Source organism: Vibrio gazogenes (genome assembly GCF_023920225.1).
GTDB lineage: Bacteria > Pseudomonadota > Gammaproteobacteria > Enterobacterales > Vibrionaceae > Vibrio > Vibrio gazogenes.
In genome coordinates, this window is sequence record NZ_CP092587.1 from 1,940,842 (window position 1) to 1,959,812 (window position 18,971).

General features: G+C 49.7%; 14 protein-coding genes. All 14 read right to left on the reverse strand.

The annotated features are described in order from the left end of the window. Positions 1-39: 39 nt before the first annotated feature. On the reverse strand, positions 40-837 hold the full coding sequence (etfB, locus tag MKS89_RS08665; RefSeq protein WP_072961442.1) for an electron transfer flavoprotein subunit beta: 798 nt from the start codon (positions 835-837) through the stop codon (positions 40-42). After that, entirely contained in the window at positions 827-2,065 is a 1,239-nt protein-coding gene (gene etfA / locus MKS89_RS08670; RefSeq protein ID WP_072961445.1) for an electron transfer flavoprotein subunit alpha, read from the reverse strand. The genes etfB and etfA overlap by 11 nt, the downstream gene beginning before the upstream one ends. Before the next feature lie 9 nt (positions 2,066-2,074). Next, positions 2,075-4,090 (reverse strand): (Fe-S)-binding protein, encoded by a 2,016-nt coding sequence (locus tag MKS89_RS08675; protein ID WP_072961447.1) that lies wholly within the window; start codon positions 4,088-4,090, stop codon positions 2,075-2,077. Between the two features lie 10 nt (positions 4,091-4,100). Continuing rightward, a complete protein-coding gene (gene dgcA / locus MKS89_RS08680; protein ID WP_072961450.1) occupies positions 4,101-6,164 on the reverse strand; it encodes a dimethylglycine demethylation protein DgcA in 2,064 nt (687 codons plus the stop codon). Positions 6,165-6,262: 98 nt separating this feature from the next. Continuing rightward, positions 6,263-6,796, reverse strand: coding sequence for a DUF5943 domain-containing protein (locus MKS89_RS08685; RefSeq protein WP_072961451.1), 534 nt, complete (start codon positions 6,794-6,796; stop codon positions 6,263-6,265). A gap of 45 nt (positions 6,797-6,841) precedes the next feature. Next, on the reverse strand, positions 6,842-7,819 hold the full coding sequence (locus MKS89_RS08690; protein WP_072961454.1) for a dipeptidase: 978 nt from the start codon (positions 7,817-7,819) through the stop codon (positions 6,842-6,844). Positions 7,820-8,086: 267 nt separating this feature from the next. Then, on the reverse strand, positions 8,087-9,232 hold the full coding sequence (gene gbdR, locus MKS89_RS08695) for a choline metabolism transcriptional regulator GbdR (protein ID WP_072961457.1): 1,146 nt from the start codon (positions 9,230-9,232) through the stop codon (positions 8,087-8,089). A 617-nt stretch (positions 9,233-9,849) separates the two neighbouring features. Continuing rightward, positions 9,850-11,229 carry an L-serine ammonia-lyase gene (locus tag MKS89_RS08700; RefSeq protein WP_072961460.1) on the reverse strand — a complete coding sequence of 460 codons (1,380 nt, stop codon included), beginning with the start codon at positions 11,227-11,229 and terminating at the stop codon, positions 9,850-9,852. 222 nt (positions 11,230-11,451) lie between these two features. After that, positions 11,452-12,318, reverse strand: coding sequence for a formyltetrahydrofolate deformylase (gene purU, locus MKS89_RS08705; RefSeq protein WP_072961463.1), 867 nt, complete (start codon positions 12,316-12,318; stop codon positions 11,452-11,454). A gap of 52 nt (positions 12,319-12,370) precedes the next feature. After that, positions 12,371-13,036: a sarcosine oxidase subunit gamma gene (locus tag MKS89_RS08710; RefSeq protein WP_077316212.1), complete on the reverse strand. Its 666-nt coding sequence runs from the start codon at positions 13,034-13,036 to the stop codon at positions 12,371-12,373. Then, the gene (locus MKS89_RS08715; protein ID WP_072961467.1) at positions 13,029-16,046 is read right to left on the reverse strand and encodes a sarcosine oxidase subunit alpha; all 3,018 of its coding nucleotides are present in this window, start codon (positions 16,044-16,046) and stop codon (positions 13,029-13,031) included. The genes MKS89_RS08710 and MKS89_RS08715 overlap by 8 nt, the downstream gene beginning before the upstream one ends. A gap of 11 nt (positions 16,047-16,057) precedes the next feature. Further along, a complete protein-coding gene (locus tag MKS89_RS08720; protein WP_072961470.1) occupies positions 16,058-16,348 on the reverse strand; it encodes a sarcosine oxidase subunit delta in 291 nt (96 codons plus the stop codon). Positions 16,349-16,374: 26 nt separating this feature from the next. Beyond that, positions 16,375-17,628 carry a sarcosine oxidase subunit beta family protein gene (locus MKS89_RS08725; protein ID WP_072961472.1) on the reverse strand — a complete coding sequence of 418 codons (1,254 nt, stop codon included), beginning with the start codon at positions 17,626-17,628 and terminating at the stop codon, positions 16,375-16,377. Positions 17,629-17,659: 31 nt separating this feature from the next. After that, positions 17,660-18,925 (reverse strand): serine hydroxymethyltransferase, encoded by a 1,266-nt coding sequence (gene glyA, locus MKS89_RS08730; RefSeq protein ID WP_072961476.1) that lies wholly within the window; start codon positions 18,923-18,925, stop codon positions 17,660-17,662. Positions 18,926-18,971: the final 46 nt, after the last annotated feature.

The following is an 18,971-nucleotide window of genomic DNA, read 5'->3' on the forward strand; positions in this document are numbered from 1 at the left end:
TTCGCTTTTCACCCTGTGAATTCCTTCCACTAGGGGCTGTTATTTTTGACGAATGACGCCTTCTTCAAGCAATACATCAAACACTGCCTTAGCCATCTCGCTGACTGGCTGATCTTTGATGACCTGCCCACCTGAAGACGTCGTTTTTGCAGTCGCAGCCTTGAATCGGTCTGCTGCCGTTTTGGCTTTCACCACTTTCAAACGTTTTACTTTCGCTTTCGCGGATGTTTCCTCCCAATTCATCCACTCATGATCGAGTGTCACACTATCGACCTTACTTACGTCAATTTGCGTACGGCGGGCAATGCCGAAGGCACTTTGCCTTGGCATTGGTGCCGCCATATCTACGCTGGCAACAAAAGGTAAAGAAACGCTCAAAGCACGTCTCTGCCCACGGGGCAAAGCCTGAAGCACTTTCGCCTGTCCGTTTTCAATCGAAAGGATTTCTGCAATCCCTACGACAACCGGGCATTGAAGTTTTTGAGCGAGAAAAAAGGGTAACAATCCTGACGATTCGCCACTTTCGGCACGTGTCCCTGTCAGGATAATGTCTGGCATGTCTTGTTGCAGATATTGTGCTAATGTATCCACAGCATCTGCCTGAGGTTCCTGTGCCAGAACACGAATACGGGATAACCCCATACCGCTGTAATAACCAAGAGCCGGATGCGCCGGATCACCGGCATGAACCACTTCCAGTTCACTCTCGGGTAAATTCAACGCCAGCTCCACCGCTCTGGAATCGGTCATCGCTCGACGCGGACGGCCAGAGTCAGGATGGGCACCAATCGAGACCAGGGTTTTAACAACGAATGATTTGGCTGAACTAGGCTGCATCCTTGAGCTCCTCTTTGTGGTGGTTCTCGATCAGTGAAATCAGCGCCGCCAGCAACTCATGACTATCGGCAATCACACTCAAATCAGCGCGCTTCACCATGTCACATCCGGAATCGGTATTGACTGCAATTACTTTGTCACATCCGCCAATGCCTTGCAGATGCTGAATTGCGCCACTGATCCCCACCGCAATATAAACTCGGGCGGAGACCCAAGAGCCCGTTGCACCAACCTGTCTGGAACGCGGCATAAATCCATTGTCCACGGCGACACGGCTCGCGCCCTCAGTGGCACCGAGCATTTGGGCTGCCTGATGGAATAATTCCCAATCATGAATACCGTTTCCGGCAGAAAGGATAAATTCGGCTTCGGTCAAAGGGACGGACTGCGGATCGATCGCAACCTGTCCCAGATCGGCAATCGTCGGCTGAATTGGTGTCGTGACCTCAAGTGTGACGGCTAGCGCCTCATGACGGGTTTCATCAATTTGTGGTGCGCACTCTTCTGCCAATAACAGGCATCGCGGCGTTGCACGTTTGATATCGCTCCGGCCACCGGCAGCACGGCAAACGGTCTGTTGCGAATTCACCTGCCACGCTTGGGTCGCGGGGCGTTCACCAATCCGCGCCGTCAGGCGTGCGCCCAGCTCAAATCCACCGGAAATACTGTCCGGGAACAACCAGTGTTTCGGTGCATATTGCGCCTCAACCTGTTCGAGTGCGGCGACTTTCTGTTCCGGGCAATATCCGGTATAGATGTCATCCGCAAGATTTAGCAAACGGTCAACACCGGCGGTATCAAACTGGGTTTCACGGTGAATACCAAAAACAACCGCCATCACAGCACCTGCACCACCGTGCTGCTGAACAAGCTGATGTGCCTGCCCGAGGACATCACGATCATGGCGGCTTAAACGGCCGCCCGGCATATCCGGTACAACCACAATGTAATAGTCAGGCTCGGCAACCGTATGTAACGGCAACTGAACTTCGGCTGAAGCGCCCTGAGAACGGACCGAAAATGACGGGGCCCCACTGCCATGCAGGCGATCAATTCGCTTGAGACCATTCGGCCCGATAAAACCGACGCGGTGCGGATAGCGGCGCATGAGACCGCTCGGGCTTCTTTCCTCTGCCGGCTGCGTGACAAAGCTGTCATGTTGTGGATGAAGCCGATTGCGCATGATCCATTCAATGCGGCGATCACGGCGTACAATTATTTCACTCATAATTCTCCCCTACACCGTTACGGCCTGAGTATCCGGAGTCCATACACCGACATCTGCTGAATGGCTTTCACTTGCTTCAACACTTGTTTCAACACTTATTTCAACATTTGTTTCAACATTTGTTTCAAGTAGTGCTTCGGCAACCAACTCAGCGATATCTTTCACTTCAGGCCTTGGCTCAACCACTCCTTCAAGCATGGCTGTACACTGTTGACAACCGACAGCGACCAGTTCTGCGCCGGTTTCACGAATGTCATCCATACGCATGTCTGCAATCCGGCGTTCTCCGGGAATATCGGTGATCGGGGCTCCGCCACCGCCACCGCAGCAGCGAGAGCGGAAACCGGAACGCACCATCTCACTCACTTCAATGCCCAGCTGTGCCAGAACTGCGCGGGGAGAATCATATTCACCGTTATAACGTCCCAGATAACACGGGTCATGGTAAGTGACTTTGCCACCCTGATAAGGGCGTAAGTGAATCAGACCTTTCTCAACCAGTTGATTGATAAACGTGGTGTGATGCCAGACCTGATATTGTGGTGACTGTCCTGCCGGATAAAGATCCGGGTACTCGTTTTTCAGACAGTGGAATGCATGTGGATCGGTCGTGACGATACAGCTGAATTCATATTTTTCCAGCGTTTCAATATTGCGGCGAGCCAGACGCTGGAAGGTTACATCATCCCCTAAGCGGCGGGCGACATCCCCACTGTCCAGCTCTTCATCACCGAGAATAGCGACATCGATTTTGGCAGCTTTCAGGATCTGCACGAAAGATTTGAGAATCCGCTGACTGCGCATATCAAACGCACCATCAGAGACCCAGAACAGTACATCCGCTCTTTTGACATCAGACATCAGATTCAATGACTGATCCGCAGCCCAGTGCGAACGACGCTGTGGTGCATAACCGCTTGGGTTGTCGGTATAGATCAGGTTTTCCAGCACCTCGACACCTTTTTCGGGCGTCTGTCCTTTTTCCAGAGTCAGGAAACGTCGCATATCAACAATGGCATCGACATGCTCAATCATCATCGGACATTCTTCGACACAGGCCCGGCAAGTGGTACAAGACCACAATGTTTCTGAGTTCAGTACGCCACCGACAATCGGTTGATGCGGGTCGCCTTTGGCGTGACCGACCTCCTTGCCCGGATACGGGCTACCGGCATAATGCTGGTCAGTCCCACCAGCCAATCCGACCACCATATCCTGAATCAGTTTTTTCGGGTTCAACGGCTGACCGGCAGCAAATGCGGGACACATCGCTTCACACTTACCGCACTGAACACAGGCGTCAAAGCCCAGTAGCTGATTCCATTTAAAATCGGATGGGTGCTCAACACCGAGTTTGTCGGCGTCAAGATCAACGGGTTTCAGGCCGGTTGACCGTCCACCGCCGAAACGTTCCGGTCTGCGGTGAAATGCTAAATGCAACGCACCGGCAAAGGCGTGCTTCATCGGCCCGCCCCAGCCCATACCGAAAAACATTTCTCCCATCCCCCAGACAATGGCAACCAATAACACGGTGACGATAGCCCAGTGGCTAAATTGTTCTGGCAGTACACCCGAGACCGGGAGCGTCACAAGAAAGAAACTGACGGAAAACATCAGTAAGCTCTTCGGCAAACGCATCCATGGCCCTTTCGATAACCTCGAAGGCGGGTTCAAACGACGGCGGAACACAAACAGCGCACCGGTAAACATCAGCGCCAGAGAAGCCAGTAACAGATAGGAAAGAATTTCTTTGGCAACCCCAAAGACGTGTACAGCAAAAATGAGCAGCACCGACAGGACAAATCCGCCCGCCGTTGCAACGTGGGTGTTGGACATGACTTTGTCGCGGGCAACCACATGGTGCAGATCAACCAGATAACGCCGGGGCATCGCCATTAATCCACCGATGATAGCAACCGAAGATGCCTGTCCCCGCAACCACATACGGACTCGCCGGACCATCCCGAGAACCGCCAGCGTACTGGCGGTCACGACTAAAATGGGAAGCAACCATTCAAGGTTCATAGGCACCTCCTTAGAGATCTTTACACAGACGTAATGCGTCGTAGATCGCAGCGTGGGCGTTACGTTGTGACACACAATCTCCCAAACGCCACAGAATCATGCCCTTGTCATCCGCAGATAACACTGGCTGCGGTGCGGAGGCAAACAGCGCTTCATTATCAACCTGACCTTTGTTGATCGATTCCGCTTTCAGCTCGTAGTACAGCGCTTCATTCGGGCGGACACCATTTTCAACGACGATCTGATCGACAACGCGCTCCTCTTGCTGGCCGGTATACTCATTTTCCAGTAACGCAATCAGGTTATCCCCTTCACGGTAGACTTTTTCGAGCATCAGATCAGAGGTCATGATGACTTCTTTTTCATACAAACTGCGGTAATAAGTCGGGAAGGTTGTACCACCGATGCCGACTCCCGGTTTGATGTCATCTGTCACCAATTCAACCATTGCGCCTTTCGACGCCAAATAATCCGCGACCGACATGCCGGAGAACTCACAAATGGTGTCATAAACCAACACATTTTTACCCGGCTCAACGGTTCCGTTGAGAATATCCCAACTCGAAACAACCAAGCCTTCTTCTGCTCCCCATGCTGGGTTTTGGTCGATAAACGGACGGCCGCCGGTTGCCAGAATACAAACATCCGGATTCATTTCACGAACTACTTCCGCACTGGCACTGGTATTGAGAATAATTTCAACCCCTAAACGATCCAGCTCCATCGCCAGCCAGCGGGTAATCCCGGCCATTTGATCACGCTGTGGTGCTTTCGCAGCAATGGTAATCTGTCCGCCCAGCGCCTCACCTTTTTCGATCAGCGTCACTTGGTGGCCACGCTCTGCCGCCACCCTTGCAGCTTCAAGCCCACCGGGACCACCTCCGATCACCAAAACTTTACGGACGGGGCCGGTGGTTTTTTCAATAATATGCGGCATCCCCATATATTCACGGGATGTCGCTGCGTTTTGAATACACAGGACGTCTAATCCCATATATTGACGGTCGATACAGTAGTTTGCTCCGACACACTGACGGATCTGATCGACCTGATTCAGTTTGATTTTGGCAATCAGATGCGGATCGGCAATATGCGCACGGGTCATCCCGACGAAATCGACATAGCCGCCTTCCAGAATACGTTTCGCCTGATTCGGGTCTTTAATGTTCTGTGCGTGAATCACCGGTACCGAAACCACCTCTTTAATGCCAGCCGCCAAATGAAGAAACGGCTCTGGCGGATAACTCATATTCGGAATAACGTTGGCCAGCGTGTTGTGCGTATCACAGCCGGATCCGACCACACCGAAGTAATCCACCATGTTCGTGGCATCATAGTAAGCGGCGATTTTTTTCATCTCTTCGTGATCAAGGCCGTCCGGATGGAATTCATCACCGGTAATCCGCATCCCGACTACAAAGTCAGGGCCAACCGCTTCGCGGACGGCTTTCAACACTTCCATACCGAAGCGCATCCGGTTTTCAAACGTTCCGCCCCATTGGTCAGTCCGTTTGTTGACCCGGGGAGACCAGAACTGATCAATCATATGCTGGTGAACCGCAGAAAGCTCGACACCATCCAGACCACCTTCTTTTGCCCGTACCGCGGCTTTGGCGAAATCACCAACGATGCGCCAGATCTCTTCTTCTTCAATGGTTTTACAGGTGGCGCGGTGAACCGGTTCACGGATACCTGACGGTGACATGAGACTCGGCCAGTTTTCACCGTCCCAGCGCGAACGCCGTCCCATATGAGTAATCTGAATCATGATTTTACCGCCATGCTTATGAACGGCATCGGCAAGATTCTGGAAATGAGGAATGATTCTGTCTGTTGAAAGATTGACCGAACTCCACCAACTTTGTGGGCTGTCGATAGAAACCACACTCGAACCGCCACAAATACAAAGACCACAGCCGCCTTTGGCTTTCTCTTCATAATATTTGACATAACGATCCGTTGTCATACCGCCGTCGGTTGCGTACACCTCGGCGTGAGCGGTACTGACGATGCGGTTACGAATCGTCAGATGATTGATTTTTAATGGTTGGAACAGAATATCAAACTGAGACATGCTTCACCTCTATACCAGCCTTATCTCCGACCGGATAAGGCTGTCTTCCTTGACGAATACTTTTTAGTAATCAGTATTTTTTGTATTTGTATGTGTTATCAGGCGACCGGCGAGACTGCGAAGATGCCGTAGTCACACCCATCTTCTGCTGCACTCTGAACCTGTTCTGCCTGAGTTTGTACGGTGTACCCCAGACTTTGGGCGATTTGGTCAATCGCACCGGCAAACCAACCGGTGAACATGTAATCAACTTTGCGGTTCACTTTGCCGTACTGATAAACAAATGCGGAATTGTCCAGACGTACTCGGGCGCTTCCCTCGGCAATATTTAAATGCTCGATAGTGAAAATGCCCCAGCCACGTTGAGATAATCGATTCATATAGTGTTCGAAGACGGCATCTCCTTCGATACCATGAGCTTCCGCTTCTTTTTCACACCAGTAGTAAGCCGATTTGTAACCTGCTTTGTAGAGGATTTGTGCATAACGCTCAGCACCCATTTCTTCTTCAATCGCCATATGGTTGTTGACGAAGAAATGACGAGGGACATAAAGCATTGGCAGTGCGTCGGTTGTCCAGACACCGGTCTCATCATCAACCAGTATTGGCATTTCAGGTGCGTGTACTCCCATTTCGGATTCTCCTTTTTATTTGCTGTTCAACGCCATAAAGGTGGTTTATTCACCCCACACGTCACCTAAAACACGAAGCCAGTTTTCGCCCATAATTTTCCGGACTTGCGTCTCAGTAAAACCATGCCGTAACAGCGCGTCAGTCAAGTTAGGAAACTCACCAAGGGTACGAATACCTTCCGGGTTGATAATCTCGCCAAAGTTAGTCAGGCGACGGGCGTAGCCCTTGTCGTGAGTTAACCATTCAAAAAAGGGCTGGCCATGACCTTGCGTAAAATCGGTCCCGATGCCGATTTGATCCTCGCCAACCAAATTGAATATATAAGCAATTGCTTCCACGTAATCTTCAATGGTTGAATGAATGCCGTTTTTCAAAAACGGTGCAAACATCGTGACACCGACAAAACCACCGTGATCAGCGATGAACTTCAGTTCCTGATCTGATTTATTCCGTGGATGATCTTTGAGTCCGCTGGGCAGGCAGTGGGAGTAACAGACAGGTTTTTTCGACGCGAGAATCACTTCTTCTGAAGTTTTTGCGCCAACATGAGACAGGTCACACATCACCCCGACACGATTCATTTCCGCCACGATTTCATGACCGAAACCGGATAAGCCACCGTCACGTTCGTAACAGCCGGTTCCCACGAGGTTTTGCGTGTTGTAACACATCTGAACCACCCCAACCCCTAAATCTTTGAAGACTTGTACGTAGCCAAGCTGGTCTTCATAGGCATTCGCATTCTGGAAACCCATCATGACACCGGTTTTTCCTTCCTGCTTCGCCCGACGAATGTCGTCGGTGGTATGTACTTTGGTCACAATATCGCTGTTTGCTTCAATCAAATTGTTCATTTCGACGATGTTGTTGACTGTATTCTGGAAGCCTTCCCAGACTGATACCGTACAATTTGCCGTCGTGATTCCGCCTTTGCGCATATCTTCAAATAAATCACGATCCCATTTTGCTATCACAAGTCCGTCGATAACGATCGCATCATCATGCAATTCTCTTGAGTCCATTTTTTCACCTGATTCATTTCACTGTGAGCTTGGTATCCAGAATAGGTATTCCTGCCGCTGAGTAGTGTTCTGAAAACGTCACTCAGAACACCTTTTGCGTAACTTGATATGTCGTTTTCGGGCCGTTTTGGGGGAGGTAGTTTCGGGGTATCGTTTTGGGCTATCGTTGCAAATACATACATTTAACTGAGGTGATTGAGCAGCAGTTTTCACAGATAGACAAAAGCCGCCGGGATATCCGGCGGCCTGACAGAAAGGTATATGGAATCAGACTAAAACCGAACCATAAGTCGGTTCATACTGTGCTTCGTATAAGGCGCGTGAAGAGCGGAGACTTGGGACTTCAAATACGGAAATATCGGCCTGAACCGGATTGTCTTCGATCACATCAGGGGTCAGCAGCACATTCTCGAATTCAGTTTCACCGTGACCAAGACGTTCAGCCCGTGGTGAAATACCAATATGAATACGATAACACTTACTGAAATGGGGAGATGAAACAAATCCGCAAGCGGTTGCAATGTCAATAATCGACATCGAGGTCTGACGCAACAACTGTCTGGCTCTGAACAGTCTCAATTTCAAATAGTATTTTGACGGGGGACACTGCAAGTATTTCTGGAACAGCCGCTCCAACTGTCTACGTGATAGTCCGACATAGGTAGCCAGTTCATCGAGTTCAATGGTTTCCTCAATGTTCGCTTCCATCAGGGTAATCGCTTCAACCAATTTCGGTTGGGCAGTTCCCAAGACATGGCGCAGCGGAATACGCTGATAATCCGTTTCACCCCGAATTCTGTCGCAAATGAACATCTCGGAAATACTGGCAGCCAACTGATGGCCGTAATCACGTTTAATCATGTTGATCATCATATCCATGGGTACCGAGCCGCCGGTACTGGTCATGCGATCACGGTCAATCACAAACAAATTGTTGGTACATGAAACGCGGGGGTACGCTTCCTGCAAGGCAGCAATACATTCCCAATGCGCACTACATTCATAACCATCCATGACACCGGCATCAGCCAACAAATAAGGGCCGGTACAGACCCCACCAAGGTTGACATGCTTACGTGCCAAAGACTGAACCCAGCTCACCTGACGACGTGTATAACTACGGGTAATATTCACGCCGCCGACAACAATCAATGTATCCAGCTTTGGTACTGTATTGATTGATGTATCCGGCGTTACGGTTATGCCATCACTCGCCGCAACCGACTCCCCATTTTCTGTGATCGTATACCAATCATAGAGTTCTTTACCACTGAGCTGATTCGCCATTCTTAACGGCTCAACCGCTGACGCCAAAGCGATCATGGTAAAATTATTCAACAGCAAAAAACCAATACGACTAACTTCCTTTTGCGGATATTCTTTTTTGAGCGAGCTATTTAATAATGCTGACATTGCGCGACTCCATTTTGCTTTGTAATAGTGGAGAACATTTTTAACAATTGGTTAACTGCAAATACCTTACAGAAACAAATTAGCAACATTTATACCTTAAAATAAATACGCCACCCTCTAAAATTCATCTATCGGCTTGACAAAAATTGATCGAAGTCTCAAACGTAGAAAAGAAGGGCGATGTAGCACATTTTCTGGCAGGCATAGAAGGGAAAATGAGTCACTAAAACATGAAATTTTTTGCAACTAATTTGCATAAAGTAAGGGTCTTGCACCAAAATAACTCATCAGCTCACCCTAAAATGGCGCATTCAATGAACCTAGAGCCATCCGAGTCTGCCGAGCCTTAATGTATACAGGGTTGAACCAACAGATAAACGAATGCTGCCAATGAATATTCCGGTGAAATGACCTTGGGTTGAATGAATTTATGAGAATTGAGTAAATAAGCATTGAATCGATGAGCGTCGAATCACTGTATTTTGAATAGATGTATCTTGAATAAAATCGAGAAGAAGAAGGAGAATGCCAACACCAGCAAAACCATATTGAAACAACGATGATATGGAGACCATCATCCGTGGATCGTTGATTCTGCCAGTGTGATATCGATTGGTTTAACACTCGATCGCATTCACCGCCAATCCGCCGCGAGATGTTTCTTTATATTTATCCTGCATATCCCGCCCTGTATCTCGCATTGTACGGATCACTTTATCGAGCGAAATGAAATGCTCTCCGTTACCTCGTAACGCCATATTCGCGGCATTAATCGATTTCACCGCAGCAATCGCATTGCGTTCAATACAAGGCACTTGAACTAACCCACCAACGGGATCACACGTCAGCCCCAGATTATGTTCCAGCGCAATTTCAGCCGCATTCTCGACTTGCTCGGGAGTGCCGCCGAGCACTTCGGTCAATCCTGCCGCTGCCATTGCACTGGCAGAGCCGACCTCCCCCTGACATCCGACTTCAGCACCGGAAATCGAAGCATTCATTTTACACAGTGCACCGATTGCACTGGCAGCCAGAAAATACTTATTGACGTCTTCGGCTTTGGCTTTCGGATGAAAATGCATGTGATACATCAATACTGCCGGCATAATCCCTGCCGCGCCATTGGTTGGCGCTGTCACCATCCGTCCACCGGCTGCATTTTCCTCATTGACCGCCAACGCATAAAGATTGACCCAATCCATACCACTCAATGACGTGTATATCACGTTGTCATCGCTGGATTGGATTAAAGAACGATACAGGGATGCGGCTCGTCGCTTCACCTGTAATCCCCCGGGCAAAATCCCCTCTTGCTCAATGCCGTTGGCAATACATTCCTGCATGACTTGCCACAATTGTTCAATTCCGGCATTGATTTCCGGTACCGTCCGCCAGGTTTGCTCATTTTTCATCACCAATTCACTGATGCGCAGTTTGTGTTGTCGACAAATCTCAAGTAACTCTCGAGCGGTCGTAAATTCGTAAGGGAGTTTAATCTGTGGTGTGACATATTCCGTTTTCTGAATCGATGCTTCATCCAGCACAAATCCACCGCCGATCGAATAATAAGTGTTGTCGCTCACAACGGTATTATCCGCACCGTAAGCAGCCAGATACATCGCGTTGGGGTGATACGGTAAGGCTTCATCAATAAACTGCAAATCGGTATGCCAGTCGAAAGAAATGGTCTTCTGCTTTGCCAGCCGCAACGTGCCTGTTTCTATCGTCGCTTTGATTGCCGACTCGATCGCTGCAGGGTCAACGGTATCCGGCTGATATCCCATCAGCCCCATCACGGCAGCCTTATCGGTGCCGTGCCCGACCCCGGTTGCACTGAGCGAGCCATATAATTTTATTTCAACCCGTTCAATACTGGCCAACAATTGCTGACTCACCAGCACTTCAGCAAAAAGACTGGCGGCTCGCATCGGGCCAACGGTATGGGAACTGGATGGTCCGATGCCGACTTTAAACAGATCAAATACGCTGATACTCATGACTCGCTCCTACAAAAATCCGTTTCTTATTTTATGCTGAATTATTGGTGATTCAGAGCATGAAGACATGCTTTAAAACGACATCCTGACCACTGATGTCGACGAGAAAATGATAAAGGGAACCAATTGGTTCCCCTTATCATTACTTTATAGCAGAGCGTTGTGTTTCTTGCTGCCCAAAGGATTCATCTGAACAAAATTCAACCATGAAAGAAACAGCCCCTAATTACTGAAAACAACCGTTCGGTTACCACTAAGAAAAACCCGCCGCTCGATATGATAACGGACGGCATTAAACAACGTAATCCGCTCGACATCCTGCCCTTTCGAGATTAAATCCTCAGGATAATGCGCATGGTCAACCGGCTGAATCCCCTGCGTGATAATCGGCCCTTCATCCAGGTCGTTATTCACATAGTGCGCAGTTGCTCCGACCATTTTCACACCTTTTTCCCAAGCCTGATGATAAGGACGAGCTCCTTTAAATCCGGGAAGTAACGAGTGATGGATATTGATCGCCCGACCATCTAGAGCAGCACACATTTCAGGAGACAGCACCTGCATATAGCGCGCTAATACCACTAAATCGACCTGATATTGTTCAACCAGTCGTAAAATCTGCTCTTCCTGCTCGCGTTTGGTTTCCGGTGTGATCGGCAAATGGTAATACGGAATGTCATGCCATTTTGCCAGTGACTCTAAATCCGGATGGTTGGAAATAATCACCGGCACTTCAATATTGAGCTGGCCGGTCCGGTAGCGAAACAGTAAATCATTCAGGCAATGGTCAAATTTCGAGACCAGTATTGCCACCCGATCTTTTTTCGTCGCCGGATAGAGTTGCCAATTCATCTCAAATGGCTCGGCTCTTATTGCAAATTGTTGATTAAACGGTTCGGGAGAAAAGTTTTCATCTTCCGGCGTAAACTCGATCCGCAAAAAGAATTGATCAAGCACCCGATCATCAAATGAATGGATCTCATTGATATAATTTGCCGATTCCGCCATAAAACGGGTGACGACATCGACCGTACCTAAACGGCTGGGACAGCTTGCTGTCACAATCCAAGTGTCAGAAGAAGGCTTCATTCGTTACTCCAGTCAAAACTGCCGGGTCAAACCCCGGCAGCGTCTTCACTGCTTATTTTTCAATGGATAAACCATATTCTTTACCGGCATCCGCGAGCCATCGCCAGATATAATCCGCAAAACTACGACGGACAATAATCTGCCAGCGTTGCTCATCAGCCCGGCGGAACACCGCCGAGCTTTTCGCCAGAACGGAACCGGCAATCTTCCCAACCGGAAACTCTTTCGGATGCACATCAAGTGTGGTGCTTTTCTTCAGCATATTGACCGCCTGAGGACCACTCAACTCAATTACCGTCTGTCCGCTACTCTGATTGACAATTGAAAAATGACCGGCAAGATGGTCACGCAGCGCAATTTCCACCGCGTAAGCCTGCTCGCCCGGAACCAGAATCAACCATTCATCAGGACTCATCCAGCAAATTGCTTTATCATCTTTTTCAGATGACGTCAGCGGCAGTGTCGGCAACGACAGTCCCAGCACTTTCTCCACCGCATCAACCAATCCTTGATCGTGACTGTCACCTCTGAGTATGAGGTGCCCCAGCAGAGCGACCTCTTTCATCGTGACACCGGCAGTCGTAGAATGCGATGCAACAGATGCCTTTTTACTCATATGCAATGGTGTTTGGGAAGGCACCAACGCATATTGATCCATGACCGCCACCAGGTCAGCTTCAGACACTTGTTGTTTTTCAGGGCTTAATACATCAGACATTCTGGCGTTCTCCTTTTGGATCAAAAAATACGGCGCTACAAATTTCTGCTTCAACCACTCGCCCGTCAACCAATGGGTAATAGACCTTTTCTCCCATCCGTTGCAGGCCGTTTTTCACAAATCCCATCGCAATACTGCGATCCAAATTTGCACTCCAGTAACTTGAAGTCACATGACCGAGCATCTCCATCGGCACCGGCTGATTCGGATTATTGACCGCTTGTGCGCCTTCGGGGAGCACAACTTTCGGATCGATGGTTTTCAGGCCAACCAGTTGTTTACGACCTTCACGGGCATTGCTTTCCAGTGCCATACCACGCTTACCGATAAAGCTGAACGGTTTCTTGTCCGCGACACACCAGCCCATATTCAAGTCGTACGGCGTTACGGAACCATCGGTATCCTGCCCGGCGATAATGAAACCTTTTTCAGCACGCAGAATATGCATGGTCTCAGTCCCGTAAGGCGTCAGATTGTATTTTTCGCCATGTTCAAACAACTTGTCCCAGACATATTGGGCATAGTTTGCCTGGACGTTAATCTCAAACGACAGCTCTCCGGTAAACGAAATCCGGAAAATACGAGCAGGCACACCCGCGACATGTGCTTGTTTCCAGTCCATAAATTTGAAATTATCGTTGCTGAGATCAAGATCAGTCAGCTCAGACAATAACTTACGACTGTTTGGTCCACCGATAGTCATGGTCGCCCAGTGATCCGTGACACTGGTGAAGTAAACTTCAAGATCCGGCCATTCGGTCTGATGATAGAATTCCAACCATTCAAGTACGTGCGCGGCCCCACCGGTCGTGGTCGTCATCAGGAAGTGATTCTCACCGAGGCAAGATGTCACACCATCGTCAAACACCATGCCGTCTTCACCACACATCAAGCCGTAGCGACATTTACCGATGCCCAGTTTCGCCCATGCATTGGTGTAAACACGGCCGATAAATTCCCGGGCATCTTTGCCTTGAATATCGATTTTACCCAGCGTGGATGCATCGAGTACGCCCACACTTTCACGGACGGCTTTACATTCACGGTTCAATGCTTCTTGCATTGTTTCGTTACCGCGAGGGTAATACCACGGGCGTTTCCATTGGCCGACATCTTCAAATTCTGCACCGTGGGCAACATGCCATTCATGCATTGCGGTATACCGCATCGGGTCAAACAGTTCATTACAGTGGCGCCCCGTAATCGCACCGAAGGTGATCGGTGTATAATTCGGTCTGAAGATGGTCGTTCCTGTATCCGGAATGGTCTGCCCCAGTTTTTTGGCGGCAATCGCCATGCCGTTGATATTGCCCAATTTGCCCTGATCAGTCCCAAAGCCCATTGCGGTATAACGTTTCACGTGTTCGATGGACTCAAAACCTTCCAGCGTTGCCAGCTCAATCCCGGCAGCGGTGACATCATTCTGATAATCAACAAACTGTTTTGGTGCACGCGAGGTCGGTTTGGTATGGGGTACATGGAATAGCGCCATCGCCGGACCTTCTGCGATTGTAGCCGCTTGCGGCACCGCCACTTTCTCCGCTGTAAAGCCAAGCAACTCAGTCACTTTCTGGCCAATCGAAACGCCTTGTTTCAGCACTTCGTCCAGACTGAACAAACCGTTGATAGACCCCGCAGTCAACTGACGCTGTAACGTTCTACCGGGAATAAAACCGATAACGCTGTCATCCCAGATCGGACGGCTACCCGTATGACAAGACAAATGAACAACCGGGCTCCAGCCACCTGAGCTGGCAATCGTGTCACAGGCTATGGTGCGAACATTGCCAGTGACCTTGTCCCCTTCACTGTCGATACTTGCCACAACCGCACCGGAAACACGTTTCTTGCCTTCGACATCAATCACAGCGCTACCGGTCACTACCGAAATCCCAAGCGCCTTGGCCTTATCGATCAGCTCGCCTTTCGGTTTCGCCCGTGTATCAACGACTGTGACCACTTCACGCCCGGCATTCAACCAATCGATCGCAGTCTGATAAGCACCGTCATTGGTCGTCATCAAGACCAGCTTCTCGCCCGGAACAACACTGTACCGATTGATGTAAGTTGATACCGCGGATGCCAGCATACAGCCGGGAACATCGTTATTGCCGTAAACCAACGGACGCTCATGTGCTCCCGTCGCCAGAACCACCCAACGGGCACGAACCCGGTGCAGACGCTGGCGAACCTGATCCGGTCCGGCGCGATCAGCCAAGTGATCGGTTTTCCGTTCGTGAATCGTCAGGAAGTTGTGATCGTGGTAACCATTTACGGTCGAACGTTTGAGCAGTGTGACATCCGGATACGTTTCCAGTTCAGCAACCACCCTCTGCACCCATTCCAGAGCCGGTTTACCATCAATCACATCCTGTGAACTTAACAGGCTACCGCCGAATTCATTTTGTTCATCAGCGATGATCACTCTCGCACCGGCACGTGCCGCACTCAGTGCTGCGGTCAGACCGGCAGGACCGCCACCGACGACCATCAGATCACAATGTTGATTGAGGTGATCGTAAATATCCGGATCATTCTCCACCGGAGAACGCCCAAGGCCAGCCGCTTTACGAATATATTTCTCGTAAGTGGGCCACATAGACGCCGGGGACATGAATGTTTTGTAATAAAATCCCGGCGGCATCATCTTCCCGCTGAGTTGACCGAAAACACCCATCCAATCTTTTTCAACGTTCGGCCAGCCATTGGTTGACGCACAGACCAGGCCATCGAATAGTTCTTGTTGTGTCGCCCGGACATTCGGCACCTGCGTGGCTTCACTGGCACCTAACTGTAAAATTGCATTCGGCTCTTCTGCACCGGCTGCCACAATGCCGCGTGGGCGGCTGTATTTAAAACTACGACCAACGATGTCAATCCCATTGGCCAATAATGCCGATGCAACCGTGTCCCCTTTGAAACCCTGATAACGACGACCGTTATAAGTGAAATTCAGCGGTTTTGAATGGTCAACACGTCCACCTGACGACAAGCGATTTTTCTGCTTCATTGTTCCGCTCCTTAGCCCTGTTTCGCCATACTTTCAGGTTGTTCACCAATTTTATAAACCTGCTTGATTTCGTAAGTCACAGTATCGCGGGACACATTGAAAAACTTTTTGCATCCCAGTGCGTGATACCAGATCTCATGATGTAACCCACGGGGGTTCTCCCGAAAATGGAGAAACTCCCCCCACTCTTTATCTGTACATTGTTCGGGGTCAAGCGGACGAGAAATATGTGCCTGACCTTTCACATGGAATTCTTCTTCTTCCCGCACTTCATGACAGTGCGGGCAATAGATGTGAAACATAGAATGCTCTCCTTCGCTTATTTCGCTTAGTGTGCTACGCCCGCTGCGCCATGCTCATCCACCAATGCACCATCGTGGAAACGGAACATTGAGAACGGTTTTGCCAGCGCATTTGCTTCACCTTTTGCCAGTGTTTCAGCAAAAACATGCCCGGATCCGGGAATCGCTTTAAAGCCTCCGGTTCCCCAACCACAGTTGAAAAACAGATTTTCAACTGGCGTATCCGAGATAATCGGACAGGCATCATGTGTGGTATCCACAATACCGCCCCACTGACGGTTCATGCGAACACGACTAAAGATTGGGAAGAGCTCAACAATCGCCTGAAGCGTATGCTCAATCGTATGATACGACCCACGCTGTCCATAACCGTTATAACCATCGATACCGGCACCGATGACTAGATCACCTTTATCAGACTGACTAACGTAGCCATGGACGTGGTTAGACATCACCACAGTATCCAGAATCGGTTTAATCGGCTCAGAAACCAACGCTTGCAACGGGTGAGACTCAAGCGGCATTTCAAAGCCAGCCATTTTTGCCATCACGCCCGAGTTACCGGCCGTTACACAGCCCACCCGATTGGCTTTGATGATGCCGTGACGGTTGGTTTTCACCCCGACAATCGCACCATCTTCAATCACCATATCGGTGACTTCACATTGCTGGAGCAAGTCCACACCATAACTGTCCGCACCACGGGCATAGCCCCATGCAACTGCATCGTGACGGGCAACCCCGCCTCGTGGTTGCCACGAGGCTCCCATCACGGGGTAACGACGATTCTGCGAACAATCCATATGCGGGACGATTTCTTTTACCTGCTGGGCATCTAACACTTCACCGTCGATGCCGTTGAGACGGTTCGCATTGACCCGCCGTTCAATATCACGCATATCCTGGAGGGTATGCCCGAGATTCAGCACGCCACGCTGAGAGAACATCACGTTATAGTTCAGATCCTGAGACAGACCTTCCCAGAGTTGCATAGAATGTTCATAAAGATGAGCGGCTTCATCCCATAAATAGTTCGAACGAACAATGGTGGTGTTACGAGCGGTGTTTCCGCCTCCCAAATAACCTTTTTCAATCACGGCGACATTGGTAATGCCATGCACTTTCGCCAGATAATAAGCTGTCGCCAAACCGTGACCACCGCCCCCGATGATAATGACATCATATTTCTTCTTGGGCTTGGGATTACGCCAAACGCGTTGCCAGTTTTCGTGATAGGCCAGACTGTGTTTCAACAGCCCAAATCCAGAATAACGCTCCATAAATACTACTCCCAGACAATCCTTAGCAAACTCAGCGATACACAGGGAATTCAGCGCAAAGCGCGATAACCTGTGACTTAACTTCTTCTATTGTTTTCTCCAGCTTCGCTTCGTCATCAAGGACATCGAGAATGTCCGCGATCCAGCCGGCCAGCAGTGTACATTCTTGCTCTTTAAATCCCCGAGTCGTCACGACCGGAGACCCAATCCGCAATCCAGACGTCACAAACGGTGACTGAGGGTCATTGGGAACTGCATTCTTATTCACGGTAATGTTCGCTCTGCCAAGTGCGGCATCAGCGGCTTTTCCGGTTAGACCCTGCTTAATTAAACTTAGCAAGAACAGATGGTTATCCGTCCCGTCAGAAACAATGTCGAACCCGCGACCACTCAGCACTTCAGCCATGACCTGAGCATTGAGAATGACTTGTTGCTGATAGGCTTTAAACTCCGGCTGAAGCGCTTCTTGGAAAGCAACTGCTTTCGCCGCAATCACATGCATCAACGGGCCGCCCTGACCACCGGGGAAAACGGCTGAGTTGAGTTTTTTCTCCAATTCAGGATTGCTTTGTGCCAAGATCAGACCACCACGCGGACCACGTAATGTTTTATGCGTTGTCGTGGTGACAACGTCAGCCCATGGGACAGGGTTAGGATAAAGTTTGGCGGCGACCAGACCGGCCACGTGTGCCATATCAACGAACAGATACGCATCCACCATATCGGCAATTTCACGGAAACGAGCCCAATCCACTTTTCTTGAATAAGCAGAGAAACCGGCAACGATCATCTTCGGATGATGCTCTTTCGCCAGACGCTCGACCTGATCATAATCGATTTCACCGGTTTCAGGATTGAGACCATATTGAACCGCATTGTAGATTTTTCCGGAAAAGCTGACTTTCGCCCCATGCGTTAAGTGCCCGCCATGATCGAGGCTCATTCCCAGAATCGTGTCGCCCGGATTACACAGTGCCATGTAAACCGCGGCATTCGCCTGAGAACCTGAGTGAGGTTGTACATTGGCGTAATCGGCACAAAAAAGACGACAAGCACGCTCGATAGCCAGAATTTCCACCTGATCGACGAACTCACAGCCACCGTAGTAACGTTTCGCCGGATAGCCTTCGGCATATTTATTTGTCAGTACAGAGCCCTGCGCTTCCATGACACGCGGACTAGTATAGTTTTCTGATGCAATCAGCTCGATGTGTTCTTCCTGTCGCTTTGCTTCAAGCTGCATTGCCGCCCATACCGCATCATCGAAACCGGCTATCGAATCATTCTTTGTAAACATTTATTTCTCTCCATGCTGACCTTTTATTCAGGGCATATCGTCCTTA

Bases quoted from the DNA above. Each gene is read 5' to 3' on its own strand.
- etfB (WP_072961442.1), bottom strand. From the start codon at position 837: ATGCAGCCTAGTTCAGCCAAATCATTCGTTGTTAAAACCCTGGTCTCG.
- etfA (WP_072961445.1), bottom strand. From the start codon at position 2,065: ATGAGTGAAATAATTGTACGCCGTGATCGCCGCATTGAATGGATCATG.
- MKS89_RS08675 (WP_072961447.1), bottom strand. From the start codon at position 4,090: ATGAACCTTGAATGGTTGCTTCCCATTTTAGTCGTGACCGCCAGTACG.
- dgcA (WP_072961450.1), bottom strand. From the start codon at position 6,164: ATGTCTCAGTTTGATATTCTGTTCCAACCATTAAAAATCAATCATCTG.
- MKS89_RS08685 (WP_072961451.1), bottom strand. From the start codon at position 6,796: ATGGGAGTACACGCACCTGAAATGCCAATACTGGTTGATGATGAGACC.
- MKS89_RS08690 (WP_072961454.1), bottom strand. From the start codon at position 7,819: ATGGACTCAAGAGAATTGCATGATGATGCGATCGTTATCGACGGACTT.
- gbdR (WP_072961457.1), bottom strand. From the start codon at position 9,232: ATGTCAGCATTATTAAATAGCTCGCTCAAAAAAGAATATCCGCAAAAG.
- MKS89_RS08700 (WP_072961460.1), bottom strand. From the start codon at position 11,229: ATGAGTATCAGCGTATTTGATCTGTTTAAAGTCGGCATCGGACCATCC.
- purU (WP_072961463.1), bottom strand. From the start codon at position 12,318: ATGAAGCCTTCTTCTGACACTTGGATTGTGACAGCAAGCTGTCCCAGC.
- MKS89_RS08710 (WP_077316212.1), bottom strand. From the start codon at position 13,036: ATGTCTGATGTATTAAGCCCTGAAAAACAACAAGTGTCTGAAGCTGAC.
- MKS89_RS08715 (WP_072961467.1), bottom strand. From the start codon at position 16,046: ATGAAGCAGAAAAATCGCTTGTCGTCAGGTGGACGTGTTGACCATTCA.
- MKS89_RS08720 (WP_072961470.1), bottom strand. From the start codon at position 16,348: ATGTTTCACATCTATTGCCCGCACTGTCATGAAGTGCGGGAAGAAGAA.
- MKS89_RS08725 (WP_072961472.1), bottom strand. From the start codon at position 17,628: ATGGAGCGTTATTCTGGATTTGGGCTGTTGAAACACAGTCTGGCCTAT.
- glyA (WP_072961476.1), bottom strand. From the start codon at position 18,925: ATGTTTACAAAGAATGATTCGATAGCCGGTTTCGATGATGCGGTATGG.